The organism is Dechloromonas aromatica RCB (assembly GCF_000012425.1).
Genome location: NC_007298.1, coordinates 387,479 through 401,083, shown reverse-complemented (window position 1 = coordinate 401,083; position 13,605 = coordinate 387,479). Strand labels below are relative to the sequence as shown.

Here is a 13,605-nt window from a genome sequence, read left to right as displayed (position 1 = left end):
AGCGACTGTAATTTGCTCCGGCCGGCGCCCCCACAAGGGCGCCGGCCTTGCCGCAACAGAGAAACCAATTCCACTAGGGGAAGACAAAATGGCTCGTATCATCATGCAACCCTCCGGCAAGTCCGTTGATTGCGCCTATGGCGATACCGTTCTGATGGCGCTCGAAAAGGCCGGCTATGCCCTGCCCAACAACTGCCGCGCCGGCGCCTGCGGCGAATGCAAGGTCAAGGTCACCCAAGGCCAGTTCGACCAGGGCATGGTGCTCGACATGGCCCTCTCGCAGGACGAGCGCAAGCAGGGCTTCGGCCTGATGTGCATGGCCAAACCGATTTCCGAGGAGCTGACCATCGAATGGGGCACCGAGGATGCGAAGCCCAAACTCTTCCCCCCGCGCGAAGATGCGCTGTTCGTCGTCACCGACAAGAAGCAGATCGCCGCCCGCGTCGTCGAGCTGCGCCTGCGCCCGGTCGGCCAGCCGATCCGCTACTGGCCCGGCCAGTACGTCACGCTCGGCAACCCGCGCGCCGACATTCCGGCCCGCGCCTATTCCATTTCCAACGCCCCCCGTCCCGACGGCGAACTGGTGCTGCAAGTCGCCCGTGCCGACAGCGGCGTGACCAGCAACTGGGTCCACGACACCCTGCAGGCCGGCGATAACGTCAAGGTATCCGGCGCCTACGGCACTTTCATCGGCGACCCCTCGGTCGATACCCCGGTCCTCTGCATCGCCGCCGGCACCGGCCTCGCCCCCGTGCTGGCGCTGGCCGAAGCCGCCCTGCGCCGTGGTTTCAAGAAGCCGGTGACCATGCTCTTCTCGGCCCGCACCAAGGAAGACGTTTACAGCCAGGGCATGATGGCCTGGTGGCGGACCAAGCATCGCAATTTCGACTACAAGGTAACGTTGACCCGCGAAGAAGCCGACGGCTTCCTGAAAGGCCGCGTCGACGTCGTGCTGCCGCAACTGTTCAAGGACCTGTCCAAGCACACCATCTTCATCGCCGGCAGCCCGGAGTTCGTCGATAGCTGCGTCGCTGCCGCCAAGGCCCAGGGTGCATTGGATGAACTGATCCACACCGAAGGCTTCTTCGCCCAGCAGCAGCCGGTGGTGGCCGACGCCGACCATCTGCTGCCGCTCTAAATCACAAAAACAGACCCTCGAGGAGACGAAATGAACCCCCAAGACCAACAGAGAAGGAGGGCATGATGCTTGCCCAGTTCCTGCAATTCCTCTTTTCCGGGATCACGGTCGGCGCGACCTATGCGCTGGCCGCGCTCGGTTTCACGCTGATCTATAACGCCAGCAACGTAATCAACTTCGCCCAGGGCGAATTCATCATGCTCGGCGGCATGCTGGCCGTGTTCTTCACCCAGGCCGGCCTGCCCTTGCCGGTCGCGCTGGTGCTGGCCATCCTGATTCCCGCCATCGTCGGCGTGATCATCGAGAAGCTGGCCATCGAACCGGTCAAGGGCGCCGAAACGGTGACCCTGATCATCATCACCATCGGCGCCTCGCTGGTCATCCGCGGCCTGACCGCCGTCATCTTCGGCAAGAACACGCACAGCCTGCCGGCCTTCTCCGGCGAAACGCCCATCGACATCCTCGGCGCCACGCTGATGCCGCAAAGCCTCTGGGTACTCGGCATCACCGCGCTGGTCGTCGTCGTGCTGTGGTACTACTTCAACCGCACGCTGCAGGGCAAGGCCATGCTGGCCACCTCGTACAACCGGCTGGCCGCCGAGCTGGTCGGCATCAACACCGGCTGGGTGCTGTTCATGAGCTTTGCCATGTCGGCGGCGCTTGGCGCGCTGGGCGGCATCCTGATCACGCCGATCACGCTGACCTCCTACGACGTCGGGATCATGCTCGGCCTCAAGGGCTTCGTCGCTGCCGTGCTCGGCGGCCTGGGCAACGGCCTCGGTGCCGTGGTCGGCGGCCTGCTCGTCGGTATTCTCGAAGCGATGGGCGCCGGCTACATCTCGTCGGCCTACAAGGATGCGATCCCCTTCGTGTTGATCCTGTTCATTCTCTTCTTCATGCCGCGCGGCCTGTTCGGCGGCAAATCGACGGATCGGGTGTAAGCATGAAAAAAAGTGTCTATAACGGCCTCTATGTGGTCATCGCCATCCTGCTGGTGCTGCCTTTCGTGATGCCCAACAGTTTCTATCTCGATCTCGCGGTGCGCATGGCGATCAATGCCGTGATCGTTCTCGGGCTGAACCTGCTGATCGGCTTTGCCGGCCAGATCAGCCTTGGCCACGCCGGCTTCCTCGGCATTGGCGCCTACGCCTCGGCCGTGCTCCCGACGCACTTCGGCTGGCATCCGCTGCTCGCCATGGGCGCCGGCGCCGTGGCTACCGGCATTCTCGCCGCCGTGGTCGCCCGCCCGATCTTCAAGCTCAAGGGCAACTACTTGGCGATGGCCACGCTCGGCCTCGGCATCATCATCAGCATTGCGCTGCGCAACGAGGCGCAATGGACCGGTGGGCCGGACGGCATGCCGGTGCCGGCGATGGGCCTGTTCGGCTTCGAGCTGAGCAACGACAAGCAGTGGTACTGGGTCGTCGCCCTGCTGCTGTCGGTGTCGGTCTGGGCCTCGCTGAACCTGATCGACTCGCCGTTCGGCCGCGCCCTGCGCGCCCTGCACGGTTCGGAAGTCGCTTCGCAGGTGGTCGGCGTCGATGTCGTCCGCTACAAGGTCGCCATCTTCGTGCTGTCCGCCGTCTTCGCCAGCCTGATGGGCAGCGTCACGGCCCACTACGTCGGTTTCGTCAGCCCCAACTTCGCCGACTTCTTCCACTCCATCGAACTGGTCACCATGGTCGTCATCGGCGGCATGGCCTCGGTCTATGGCTCGCTGGTCGGCGCCGTGCTGCTCACCGCCCTGCCGCAAGCCCTGGCCACCTTCGAAGGCTGGGAAACCGTGGTCTTCGGCGCCATCCTGATGCTGTCGATGATCTTCCTGCCCAAGGGCCTCGTCCCGACGCTGGCCGCCAAATTCGGCAAGGGGGAATAAATCATGAGCATGCTCGAAGTCAAAGACCTCTCCATCCACTTCGGCGGCGTCAAGGCCGTCCAGAACGTGTCGTTCAACATCGATTCCGGCATCGTCTATTCGGTCATTGGCCCCAACGGCGCCGGCAAGACGACGCTGTTCAACCTGATCACCGGGGTCTACAAACCGACCACCGGCGAGATCCGGCTGGACGGTGAAGCCATCCACGGCAAGTCGCCGAACGAACTGGCCACCCGCGGCGTCGCCCGCACTTTCCAGAACCTGCAGATCTGCATGAACATGAGCGCCGTCGAGAACGTGATGGTCGGTGCTCACTTGCGCCTCGACCGCAATCTGTTCAAAGCCGCCCTGCGCTTCCCGGGCCTGAAAAAGCGTGATCGCGAACTGCGCGCCGAAGCGGCCGAACTGATGGCTTTCGTCGGGCTGGAGCAGTACGTCGAAACTCGCGCCGATGCGATGTCCTACGGCGCGCTGAAGCGTCTGGAAATCGCCCGCGCCCTGGCCATGAAACCGCGCCTGATCTTCCTCGACGAACCGGCCGCCGGTCTGAACCCCAAGGAAACCATCGAAGTCGACCATCTGATCCGCAAGATTGCCGACGCCGGCGTCACTGTCGTACTCGTCGAACACGACATGAAAATGGTCATGAACCTGTCCGACCGCATCCTCGTCCTCGACTACGGCAAGAAACTGGCCGAAGGCACCGGTGAAGAAATCCGCAAGAACCCGGATGTAATCGCAGCTTATCTGGGCGCTCACGCCTAAGCAGGGGAAGAACATGGAAGCATTACGCATCATCACCGAAGAGCACCAGAACCTCTGGCGCATCGCCACTACGCTCGACATGGTTGCCGACGAGATCGACGGCGGCGGCCACGTCGAAACGGCGTTTTTCACTTCGCTGTTCGATTACATCGACCAGTTCATGGACCGCGCCCACCACGCCAAGGAAGACAGCTACCTGTTCCCATCCCTGCTGCGCCGTGCGCCAGAAGCCGCGGCGATCATCGAGCGCCTGCAGGCCGAGCACCACAACGGCCCCGAAGTCCTGCGCGACCTGCGTGCCAAGCTGGCGGCGACCGCCGCCGGCAGCGAGGCCAACGCCACCTTCACGGCAGCCTTGCGCAGCTACGCGCAAGCCGTCAAGAGCCACGTCCGCAGCGAGGAAAAGGATGTCATGCCCCTCGCCCGCGAGGCGCTGACCGCCGACGACTGGGCCGATATCGACAAGGCCTTCCTCGACAACGACGACCCCCTGTTCGGCAGCAAGGCGAGGGCGGAATTCCGCGAGATCTTCCACCGCATCGTAAACCTCGCGCCGGAACCGATCGGCCTCGGCGGCCATAGCGGCGGCGCGCTGCAAAAGCCGATCGCCCCGGTTGGCGACGTGCTGCTCAAGATCGAGGGAATGGAAAGCTGCTACGGTCGGATCAAGGCGCTGAAGGGCATCGACCTCGAAGTGCGGCAGGGCGAACTGGTTGCGCTGGTCGGCGCCAACGGCGCAGGCAAGACCACCTTCCTGCGCACCCTGTCCGGCGTGCAGCCGATGAGCGCCGGCCGCATCATCTTCAACCGCGAGGACATTTCCGGCCTGCGCTCTGACCTGCGCATGCGCCGCGGCATCTGCCAGAGCCCTGAAGGCCGCCAGGTCTTCGGCCCGCTGGCCATCGAGGACAACCTGCGCCTGGGTGCCTACACGCGCCCCAAGAACGACGTTGAGGGCGATCTCGAGCGAGTCTATTCGATGTTCCCCATCCTCAAGGAGAAGCGCCATCTGCCGGCCGGCACCTTGTCCGGCGGCCAGCAGCAGATGCTGGCCATCGGCCGGGCGCTGATGGGTCGCCCGAAGATGCTGCTGCTCGACGAGCCGTCGATGGGCCTCGCCCCACTGCTGGTCGAAGAAGTCTTCAACGTCGTCAAGGCGCTGAAGGCTCAGGGCATGACCATCTTCCTGGTCGAGCAGAACGCCTTTGCCGCGCTGGCCATCGCCGACCGCGGCTATGTGCTGGAAACCGGCAACATCACGCTGACCGGCACCGGCCAGGAGCTGATCAGTAACGAACAGGTGCGGGCGGCCTACCTCGGGATGTAACCCGGCACCAAAACCGCGCCATCGGGTCGGCCAGTCACGGCCGACCCGATTCCTATCCGCAGCCGGGCCGGCATCAGGCTAGAATTCACGACAGCCCCTTTATCGCCACCGCACATCACTCGCCATGCTCCCTTCCCGCTCCGAATACCTCGACCTGCCCGACATCCGCCTGCACATCCGGCGCTGGGGCAATCCGAAGGCACCGACGCTGTTCCTGCTCCACGGCTGGATGGATGTTTCGGCCTCCTTCCAGTTCGTCGTCGATGAACTGCAGAAAGACTGGAACATCATCGCCCCCGACTGGCGCGGCTTCGGCAGTTCGGAATGGCTGAACCGCCCCTATTTCTTTGCCGAACATCTCGGCGATCTCGAAGCCATCCTTGACCGCTACGCCCCCGAAGGCAAGGTCAAGCTGGTTGGCCACAGCATGGGCGGCATCCTCGCCTGCCTGTACGCCGGCATCCGTCCGGAGCGGGTGGAAAGCGTGATCTCGCTGGAAGGCTTCGGCATCGCCCCGACCACGCCGGACATGGCGACAGAGCGCTACCAGAAATGGCTCGGCGTCCTGAAAAGCCCGCCGCGCATGCATCTCTACAGCGACCGCGCCGGCTTCGCCCGCCGCCTGATGCACACGGACCGCTTCCTGACGCAGGAACGCGCCAACTTCCTGTCCCGCCACCTCGCCCGGATCGGCGATGGCGAAACCCGGAGCGGCGAACGCCGTCACGGCATCATCTGGAACGGCGACCCATGGCACAAGGCCCCCGCCCCCTACCTGTTCCGTCTGGAAGAATCGATGGCGATCTGGCGTCAGATCACCTGCCCGGTACTCTGGGTGGCCGGCCGCCAGTCCTGGGTCATCCGCGAATTCGATACCCGGCCAGGCGACTGGGCCGCCCGCCAGGCCTGCTTTGCCGACGTTCGCGAAGCATGGGTCGACAATGCCGACCACATGCTGCACCACGACCAGCCGGAAGAAGTGGCGCGCATCGTCGAGACGTTCATCGCCTGACGGACCGGCCAAAACCGAAACGCTGAAATTGAAAAAGCCGGGAATCCCCGGCTTTTTCTGGTTTCGCCGAGCCAATCTGGCTCGGCAACCTGACTACGCCTGCTGCAAAAAACGGGATCCGTGATCCGTCAGGGCAGCAGCGTTGGATGAATGCGCTTAGTGATAAGCCGTCTTGGAAGACAACTTGATCGCCATCAAGCAGGCCAGACCAAAGATGGCCAAAGTAAAGCCAATACCCAAGTAAGAAATTTCGTCCATCGTTGCCTCATCGCAGGTAAGTTGAAAATTGAAGCGATGTAGACAGCGCACTGCAAAAAAGTTCCCGGGACGAAAATGCTTTTTACGTTGGCAGAATCATCCTCTATGCCGTGGCCGCTTGTTGGGGCTCGCGGCGCCGGATACCCGCCGTACAGACAGCGTGACCAGAAAGGGAAACTCCCTGTCCGCCGCCTGGATGATGCGAAACTCCGGCCCGACCGAGCGCGCCATCCACGCCGTCAGCGCCTCGAGATTGACGGCTTCACAACGAAGATCGGCAACGACGCTGCCCTGATCTTCGTACACCGGGAAGTCCGAGCACCCCAAAGGCTTGAGTTCCTGACCGTAGATGGTGCATGCGTGGCCCGCTTCGTCGTAGGCCGGGCACGGTTTGCTGTGGACGTAATAAAGCCCGTCATCCCCCGCCCGAATCTCGACGGGACCTTGGCCGGAGGAGAGGCGCTTGTCAAAACCCGGGCGCGATTCTTCGAGCCGCCAGAATGACTTGATCTGCTTCCACTCCAGCTCAAGGACCAGCGTATCGAGTTTGCAACACGGCTTCGCGCACACCGCGCAATGCGGGATAACGTCGGCCGTCTGATAGGCGGCGGCCGCAGCGGCAAGCTCCTTGCCCAGCGAGCGGCGAGTGTTCGGGGCGCTCATCGAAGGGCGGCGCGCAAATACTGGTTGGGCCAGGCGCCACCTTGCCTCAGCTCCTGCGCGGCCTGTTGCGGCCAGTACGGGTTGCGCAGAATTTCGCGGCCGAGCAGCACCATGTCGGCCTGGCCAGTGCGCAAGACATGATCCGCCTGAGCCGCCGACGTGATCAGGCCAACCGCCGCGGTCGGCAAGCCGGCCTCATGGCGCACGCGGGCGGCAAATTCGGTCTGGAAGCCGGGGCCGACAGGGATTTTCGCGGTCGGCACCAGACCGGCGGTCGAGATATCGGCCAGATCGACACCCAGCGTCTTCAAGTCACGGCACAACGCAACCGTTTCGTCGGCCGACCAGCCACCCTCGACCCAGTCGGTGGCGGACAGGCGAATCAGCAGCGGCAGGCTTTCCGGCCACACAGCCCGCACCGCCGTGACCACCTCGCGCAGCAGGCGGGTACGGTTCTCGAAACTGCCACCGTAGGCATCGGTTCGTTGATTCGATAGCGGCGACAGGAATTGATGCATCAGGTAGCCGTGGGCCGCATGGATTTCGATTGCCTGAAAACCGGCCACGACCGCCCGTCTGGCCGCTGCGACGAAGGCCGCAACGACCTCGGCGATCCCGGCGATGCTCAGTTCATGCGGCACCGCGTAGCCTTCGCCGAACGATATGGCCGAAGGCGCGACGGACTGCCAGCCACCCTCGTCGGCCCGCAGCGTGCGCTGCTCGCCCCAACCCAAACCGACACTGGCCTTGCGGCCGGCATGGGCGAGCTGGATGGCTGCCACACACCCCTGCTCCCGGGCAAAGCGGGCGATCTTCGCCAACGGTTCAATCTGCTCGTCTTTCCACAGGCCAAGGTCGCCCGGGCTGATCCGCCCCTCCGGCACGACCGCCGTCGCCTCGACAATCATCAGCCCGGCACCACCCACCGCCCGGCTGCCGTAATGGACGAAATGCCAATCAGCCGCCATGCCGTCCTGCGCCGAGTATTGGCACATCGGCGGGATGCCGATCCGGTTCTTGAGGGTGATGTCGCGTAATTTCAGGGGGTCGAATAGATGGCTCATGATTTCAATTTCTGGCAAAAAATTCCGGCTGACCGCAGGGCCAGCCGGAATTCTAATGCTTGATGGATTTTCAAAAAACGGGGCTTACTCGCCGCGCGCCCGACGAACGGTAATCGACTCACCGCCGACACCCCAGTTGTCGGTATCGACCTCGTCGATGACGACCACCGTGGTCTTCGGGTTCTTGCCCAGCACATCGACCAGCAACTGCGTCGCGCCGGCAATCAGGCGCGCCTTCTGTTCCGGCGTCGCCCCTTCGCGGGTGATCTTGATATTGACGTAGGGCATCAGCGTATCTCTTAACGATTCACATCGACGACGACACGACCGCGTACCTTGCCGTCCATCAGTTGCGCCGCCGTCGGAATGGCCTCGGCCAGCGACACTTCATGGGTGATCAGACCAAGCTTGGCAACATCGAGATCAGTGGCCAGCCGCTGCCACGCGACCAGACGCTCCGGACGCGGACACATCACGCTATCCACCCCGACCAGCGTCACGCCGCGCAGGATGAAGGGCGCCACCGACGACGGAAAATCCATGCCGCCGGCCAGACCGCAGGCCGTCACCACGCCACGATATTTGGTGGTAGCGCAGATGTTGGCCAGCGTATGGCTGCCAACCACATCGACCGCCCCCGCCCAGCGCTCCTTGCCCAGCGGCTTGCCGGGGCTGGAGAAGGCTGCCCGATCGAGCACTTCGGCCGCACCGAGCTGCTTCAGGTAATCCGTTTCTTCCGGCCGACCGCTGACGGCGACCACCGTGTAGCCGAGCTTGGCCAGTACGGCGATGGCCACGCTGCCCACACCACCCGCGGCACCGGTGACGACGATCTCGCCATCAGCCGGCTTGACGCCCTGGCGCTCCAGCGCCAGCACACACAACATCGCGGTGTAGCCGGCGGTGCCGATGGCCACGGCCTGTTTCTCGGAGAAAGCGGCCGGCAGCGGCACCAGCCAGTCGCCCTTGAGGCGCGCCTTCTGGGCCAGCCCGCCCCAGTGCGTTTCGCCAACGCCCCAGCCGTTGAGCACGACCCGGTCACCGGCCTTGTAGTCTGCATGACTGCTGGTTTCAACCGTGCCGGCAATGTCGATCCCCGGCACCATCGGGAACTTGCGAACGACTGGGCCTTTGCCGGTGATCGCCAGACCGTCCTTGTAATTGAGCGAAGACATCGCGACGCGCACCGTCACATCGCCTTCCGGCAACTGGCTCTCGTCTATATCCTTGACCGCCGCGCGATAGCCGGCATCATCCTTCTCGATCAGAATTCCCTTGAACATGCATCGTCTCCGTTTCAGTTCTGCAAGCTGGGCTCAAGCGCCAGCGTGGCGTCCCGCTTTTCCACCAGTTTCAGTATAACCAACAGCACGACGCCCATCACCATCACGCCGGCCGCGATATACAGGCCAATCGAATAGTTACCGAGCCGGGTGGCCAGCCAGCCAACGATGGCCGGCCCGATGATCTGCGCCACGCCGTAGGAGAGCGTCATCTTGCCCATCATCTTGGCCGGCTTGGTCGGGTAGTAGCGCCCGGCCATGGTCAAGACCAGACTCACCATGCCGATGAAGGTTCCACCGAACAACAACGCACCAAAGATCGTCGGAATCAGCCCACCGACCGCCACCGGCAGGACAATGCCGAATATCTGCAGCACGGCGGCGAGTATCAGGGCATTGATGTCCCCCGTGTAGCGGGCGATCAGATCCCAGTTGAAGGCGGCGGGCGCAGCGGCCAGACCGATGGCCAGGAAGGCCAGCCCGCCTTGCCCGGCCAGACCAGGCAGGCCATTGACGATGGCGACGATGAAGGTGGCACTGATCACATAGCCGAAACCGGCACAGAAGTAGGCTGCCATGAAGATGCGCAGGAACAGCGGGCTCGGCGGATTGTCGTGCATGGTGACGCCGCTCTTCGTCACCGGACTGGTATCGGGCGCCGGCAACCAGGCCATGGCCGGCACAATGAGCAGACAAGCAATGGCCGAAAAGGCGAACCACTGCTCGCGCCAGTCCAGCCAGCCGCCCATCAGCCACACCGCCACGGCACAACCGGAAATGCCCAGCCCGATGCCGGCAAAGTGGATGCCCAACTCCGGCCGGTGGTTGTGGCGAATCAGCCAGTTGAGGATCAGCCCGGTGCCGAGCAGCATGCCGGCCGCGCTGGAGAGGCCGGCGATGAAGCGCGAGGCCATCCAGAGCAGCGGGTCGGTGGTCAGCCCCATCATCACCGTGCTCAGGATGGCGACCACCAGGCCGATCCGGTACAGCTTGTCCTTGAGCACCAGGTTGCTGATCAGCGAGGCAATCAGTGCGCCACTGAGATAACCGGCGTAGTTGAGCGCCGCCAGCCAGCCGGCTTCGGCCAGCCCCAGCCCGGCCTGCTGCTGCATGATCGGCAGCAAGGGCGTGTAGGCAAAGCGGGCCACGCCAAAGGTCAGCAGCAGGCTGAATATCCCGGCGCTCAGCACCTTGAGGCGTTCTCTCTGTGAGTTCATGGGATGTTCCTTTTGTTATTGATAGGCGAACAATAAACAGGGTAAAGTATCTCTACAAGTGATTTATTTAGAACACACCATTCGTTTTTTGAGATAGCCATGGAACTCGTCGCCCTGCGCACCTTTCAGACGGTTGTCGAAGAAGGTGGCATTCTCGCCGCCTCACGCAAGCTGAACACCGTGCAATCGAACGTCACCGGCCGCATCCGACGGCTGGAAGAGGAGCTCGGCACCGAACTGTTCTTCCGCAAGGGCCGCGGGCTGGAGCTTGCCCCGTCGGGCAAGGTGCTGCTCGACTACGCGCGGCGCATGCTGATGCTCGAACGCCAGACCAGCGCCGCCGTCCGCCAGGTCGGCGAAAGCGCCGGCGAACTGCGCATCGGTGCCATGGAAACCTTTGCCGCCCTGCATCTGCCGAGTGCGCTGAAAGCCGTGCGTAGCGAACACCCGGGCCTTGAGCTGCGCGTCTTCACCGACACCACCAGCACGCTGATGGACAAGGTGCTCGACCACAAGCTCGACTGCGCCTTCGTTGCCGGCCCGGTCATCCATCCCGACCTGCAGTTCGACGAACTGGTCGTCGAAGAATTGGTCCAGGTGCATGCTGCCGGCACCGACCCGGTCCTGCTGCCGCTGATCCTCTTCCGCGAAGGCTGCGCCTATCGGACCCGCGCCATCGCCTGGCAACGCGCCCAGGGCCACGCCGTGGCCGACGCCATGGAATTCGGCACACTGGAAGGCATCCTCGGCTGCGTCGCCGTCGGCCTCGGCTGGACACTGATGCCCCGCCGTGTTGCAGAGCAATCCAGCCATGCCGCCGATCTGGTCATCGAAACGGTACCGGACGAGTTCAGCCGGGTACCGACCGGCATGATCCATCTGCGCGAAGCGGCGCCGATGGCTGCCTTGAAAACCCTGTGCGACGGCATCACCGCCTCGGCCAATCGCATCAGGACTTGAGCAGTTCTTCCCGTGAGCCCAGCCAGCGCTTGAGATGGCGTTCAGCCAGCTCGAGATGCTCGGTCAGCATCTCCTCGGCCACGTCACGCGCCATCTCGACCAGATCGGCATCCATTTCCAGATCGGCATAGCGCAATAGCGGCACACCACTCTGCCGCGCGCCGACAAATTCACCGGGTCCGCGAATCTGCAAGTCCTGACGGGCGATCTCGAAGCCGTCGGTATTCTCGAAAATAATTTTCAAGCGCTGGCGGGCAATCTCGCCCAAGGGCCCGGCATAGATCAGCACGCAGCTCGACTCGTACTTGCCGCGTCCGACCCGCCCCCGCAACTGGTGAAGCTGGGAAAGACCAAAGCGCTCGGCATGTTCGATGACCATCAGGCTGGCATTCGGCACATCGACACCGACTTCGATCACCGTCGTCGCCACCAGCACATCGATGTCGCCCGCAGCAAAGGCGGCCATCACCGCCTGCTTCTCGTCGGCCTTCAGGCGGCCATGGACCAGCCCGATAACCAGCTCCGGCAAATCAATGGACAACTGCTCGTAGGTATCCTGCGCCGTCTGCAACTGCAACGCCTCAGATTCCTCGATCAGCGGGCAAACCCAATAAGCCTGCCGGCCTTCCTCGACAGATTTCTTGACGAAACCGACCACATCCTCACGCCGGTTATCGGCGACCAGCCGTGTCTTGATCGGCGTCCGGCCGGGCGGCAGTTCGTCGAGCACGGTTACGTCGAGGTCAGCGTAATAGCTCATGGCCAGCGTGCGGGGGATCGGCGTTGCCGACATCATCAACTGGTGCGGGTTGTTGCCTTTCTTGCGCAGAGCCAGCCGCTGGGCGACGCCGAAGCGGTGCTGTTCGTCGACAATGGCCAATCCCAGCCTGGCGAAATCGACACCGTCCTGAATCAGTGCATGCGTGCCAACCACCAGCTGTGCCTCGGCCGCCGTCGCCGCCAGCTGTTCGCGCTTGGCCTTGGTTTTCAGGCTGCCGGACAGCCAGGCCACTTTGACGCCCAAAGGTTCCAGCCAGTCCTTCAATTTCAAATAATGCTGCTCGGCCAGGATTTCGGTCGGCGCCATGAAAGCTGCCTGCCACCCAGCCGAGATCGCCTGACAGGCTGCCAGCGCAGCAACAATGGTCTTCCCAGCGCCTACATCGCCCTGCAGCAGACGCTGCATCGGATAGGGCTGGGCCAGATCGTCGGCAATCTCGGCCATCGCCCGTAACTGGGCGCCGGTCAGGCCAAACGGCAACTGGTCGAGCAGGCGGGCGCCGAGATCGTCCTGCGCCACCAGCACCGGCGCGCCCTGCTCGCGACGAGCCAGATAGGCGCGGCGCAGCGACAGTTGCTGGGCCAGCACCTCGTCGAACTTGACGCGCCGCCAGGCCGGATGGTTGCGGGCATGCAAGGTGTCAAGATCAGTGCCGGGCGGCGGCCGATGCAGGAAGTTCAGGCTGCGCGCCAAGCCCGGCAGCTTGAGGCGCTGGCGTAGTGTTTCAGGCAGGGTATCCGACAGATCCCCCACCGCCAGCGCCTTGCCGATCAGCTTTTGTAGCGCCGAATTGGCTAAGCCGGCGGTCGACGGGTAAATCGGCGTCATCTCTGTCGGCAGCGCTTCGTCGCCACCCACTTTGCGGAAACGCGGATGCACCATTTCAGCCCCGAAGAAACCGCCGCGCACTTCGCCAAATGCCCGCAGACGCGAACCTTCACTCAAGGCCGCCTGCTGACTGGGATAGAAACTGAAGAAGCGCAGCGTAATCTCGCCGCTATCGTCAGCCGCCCGCACGATCATCTGCCGGCGTGGCCGGAACTGCACTTCATTACTCTGGACGACCACTTCGATCTGCACCGCTTCGCCGCCAAAGGCACGCTTGACCGGTGTGATACGCGTTTCGTCCTCATAGCGCAGCGGCAGATGCACCAGCAAATCGGCCTCGCTATGGAGGCCGATCTTGGCGAGCTTCTTCTGCAGCGCTTCGGAAGCGCGAATCGGCGGAGAGGCCGGAGCCGAAGCCCCGCTCGTCGTCATC

13 protein-coding genes are annotated in these 13,605 nt (G+C 63.5%); 7 read left to right on the top strand and 6 right to left on the bottom strand.

Going from position 1 to position 13,605, the window contains the following annotated elements:
- Positions 1–88: 88 nt before the first annotated feature.
- The 6 genes from DARO_RS01945 to DARO_RS01920 all read left to right on the top strand — a co-directional run bounded on the left by DARO_RS01945 (position 89) and on the right by DARO_RS01920 (position 6,118).
- Positions 89–1,138 carry a 2Fe-2S iron-sulfur cluster-binding protein gene (locus DARO_RS01945; RefSeq protein WP_011286136.1) on the top strand — a complete coding sequence of 350 codons (1,050 nt, stop codon included), beginning with the start codon at positions 89–91 and terminating at the stop codon, positions 1,136–1,138.
- Between the two features lie 62 nt (positions 1,139–1,200).
- The gene (locus tag DARO_RS01940; protein WP_198134087.1) at positions 1,201–2,079 is read left to right on the top strand and encodes a branched-chain amino acid ABC transporter permease; all 879 of its coding nucleotides are present in this window, start codon (positions 1,201–1,203) and stop codon (positions 2,077–2,079) included.
- A 2-nt stretch (positions 2,080–2,081) separates the two neighbouring features.
- Positions 2,082–3,014, top strand: coding sequence for a branched-chain amino acid ABC transporter permease (locus DARO_RS01935; protein WP_011286134.1), 933 nt, complete (start codon positions 2,082–2,084; stop codon positions 3,012–3,014).
- A gap of 3 nt (positions 3,015–3,017) precedes the next feature.
- Positions 3,018–3,779: an ABC transporter ATP-binding protein gene (locus tag DARO_RS01930; RefSeq protein ID WP_011286133.1), complete on the top strand. Its 762-nt coding sequence runs from the start codon at positions 3,018–3,020 to the stop codon at positions 3,777–3,779.
- A 13-nt stretch (positions 3,780–3,792) separates the two neighbouring features.
- The gene (locus DARO_RS22085) at positions 3,793–5,106 is read left to right on the top strand and encodes an ATP-binding cassette domain-containing protein (protein ID WP_011286132.1); all 1,314 of its coding nucleotides are present in this window, start codon (positions 3,793–3,795) and stop codon (positions 5,104–5,106) included.
- A 124-nt stretch (positions 5,107–5,230) separates the two neighbouring features.
- Positions 5,231–6,118, top strand: coding sequence for an alpha/beta fold hydrolase (locus DARO_RS01920; RefSeq protein ID WP_011286131.1), 888 nt, complete (start codon positions 5,231–5,233; stop codon positions 6,116–6,118).
- A gap of 354 nt (positions 6,119–6,472) precedes the next feature.
- Here the strand turns inward: DARO_RS01920 and DARO_RS01915 are convergent, their stop codons facing one another.
- The 5 genes from DARO_RS01915 to DARO_RS01895 all read right to left on the bottom strand — a co-directional run bounded on the left by DARO_RS01915 (position 6,473) and on the right by DARO_RS01895 (position 10,603).
- Positions 6,473–7,039, bottom strand: a complete 567-nt coding sequence (locus tag DARO_RS01915) for a YkgJ family cysteine cluster protein (RefSeq protein ID WP_011286130.1) — start codon at positions 7,037–7,039, stop codon at positions 6,473–6,475.
- The gene (locus tag DARO_RS01910) at positions 7,036–8,103 is read right to left on the bottom strand and encodes an NADH:flavin oxidoreductase/NADH oxidase (protein WP_011286129.1); all 1,068 of its coding nucleotides are present in this window, start codon (positions 8,101–8,103) and stop codon (positions 7,036–7,038) included. The genes DARO_RS01915 and DARO_RS01910 overlap by 4 nt, the downstream gene beginning before the upstream one ends.
- An 84-nt stretch (positions 8,104–8,187) precedes the next feature.
- Positions 8,188–8,391, bottom strand: coding sequence for a tautomerase family protein (locus DARO_RS01905; RefSeq protein WP_011286128.1), 204 nt, complete (start codon positions 8,389–8,391; stop codon positions 8,188–8,190).
- Between the two features lie 11 nt (positions 8,392–8,402).
- Complete coding sequence (acuI, locus tag DARO_RS01900) at positions 8,403–9,386, bottom strand: acrylyl-CoA reductase (NADPH) (RefSeq protein ID WP_011286127.1); 984 nt, start codon at positions 9,384–9,386, stop codon at positions 8,403–8,405.
- Between the two features lie 14 nt (positions 9,387–9,400).
- Entirely contained in the window at positions 9,401–10,603 is a 1,203-nt protein-coding gene (locus DARO_RS01895) for a YbfB/YjiJ family MFS transporter (RefSeq protein WP_011286126.1), read from the bottom strand.
- A 99-nt stretch (positions 10,604–10,702) separates the two neighbouring features.
- Between DARO_RS01895 and DARO_RS01890 the strand changes: the two genes are divergently transcribed.
- Positions 10,703–11,563 carry a LysR substrate-binding domain-containing protein gene (locus tag DARO_RS01890; RefSeq protein ID WP_011286125.1) on the top strand — a complete coding sequence of 287 codons (861 nt, stop codon included), beginning with the start codon at positions 10,703–10,705 and terminating at the stop codon, positions 11,561–11,563.
- On the opposite strand, the gene recG is transcribed toward DARO_RS01890, so the two are convergent.
- On the bottom strand, positions 11,553–13,604 hold the full coding sequence (gene recG, locus DARO_RS01885) for an ATP-dependent DNA helicase RecG (protein ID WP_011286124.1): 2,052 nt from the start codon (positions 13,602–13,604) through the stop codon (positions 11,553–11,555). The two genes, DARO_RS01890 and recG, sit on opposite strands and share 11 nt — an antisense overlap.
- Position 13,605 lies beyond the last annotated feature (1 nt).

Excerpts from the sequence above, each read along its gene's own strand:
- recG (WP_011286124.1), bottom strand. The coding sequence starts at position 13,604 with ATGACGACGAGCGGGGCTTCGGCTCCGGCCTCTCCGCCGATTCGCGCT.
- DARO_RS01940 (WP_198134087.1), top strand. The coding sequence starts at position 1,201 with ATGATGCTTGCCCAGTTCCTGCAATTCCTCTTTTCCGGGATCACGGTC.
- DARO_RS01915 (WP_011286130.1), bottom strand. The coding sequence starts at position 7,039 with ATGAGCGCCCCGAACACTCGCCGCTCGCTGGGCAAGGAGCTTGCCGCT.
- DARO_RS01935 (WP_011286134.1), top strand. The coding sequence starts at position 2,082 with ATGAAAAAAAGTGTCTATAACGGCCTCTATGTGGTCATCGCCATCCTG.
- DARO_RS01945 (WP_011286136.1), top strand. The coding sequence starts at position 89 with ATGGCTCGTATCATCATGCAACCCTCCGGCAAGTCCGTTGATTGCGCC.
- DARO_RS01930 (WP_011286133.1), top strand. The coding sequence starts at position 3,018 with ATGAGCATGCTCGAAGTCAAAGACCTCTCCATCCACTTCGGCGGCGTC.
- acuI (WP_011286127.1), bottom strand. The coding sequence starts at position 9,386 with ATGTTCAAGGGAATTCTGATCGAGAAGGATGATGCCGGCTATCGCGCG.
- DARO_RS01905 (WP_011286128.1), bottom strand. The coding sequence starts at position 8,391 with ATGCCCTACGTCAATATCAAGATCACCCGCGAAGGGGCGACGCCGGAA.
- DARO_RS01895 (WP_011286126.1), bottom strand. The coding sequence starts at position 10,603 with ATGAACTCACAGAGAGAACGCCTCAAGGTGCTGAGCGCCGGGATATTC.
- DARO_RS01890 (WP_011286125.1), top strand. The coding sequence starts at position 10,703 with ATGGAACTCGTCGCCCTGCGCACCTTTCAGACGGTTGTCGAAGAAGGT.
- DARO_RS22085 (WP_011286132.1), top strand. The coding sequence starts at position 3,793 with ATGGAAGCATTACGCATCATCACCGAAGAGCACCAGAACCTCTGGCGC.
- DARO_RS01920 (WP_011286131.1), top strand. The coding sequence starts at position 5,231 with ATGCTCCCTTCCCGCTCCGAATACCTCGACCTGCCCGACATCCGCCTG.
- DARO_RS01910 (WP_011286129.1), bottom strand. The coding sequence starts at position 8,103 with ATGAGCCATCTATTCGACCCCCTGAAATTACGCGACATCACCCTCAAG.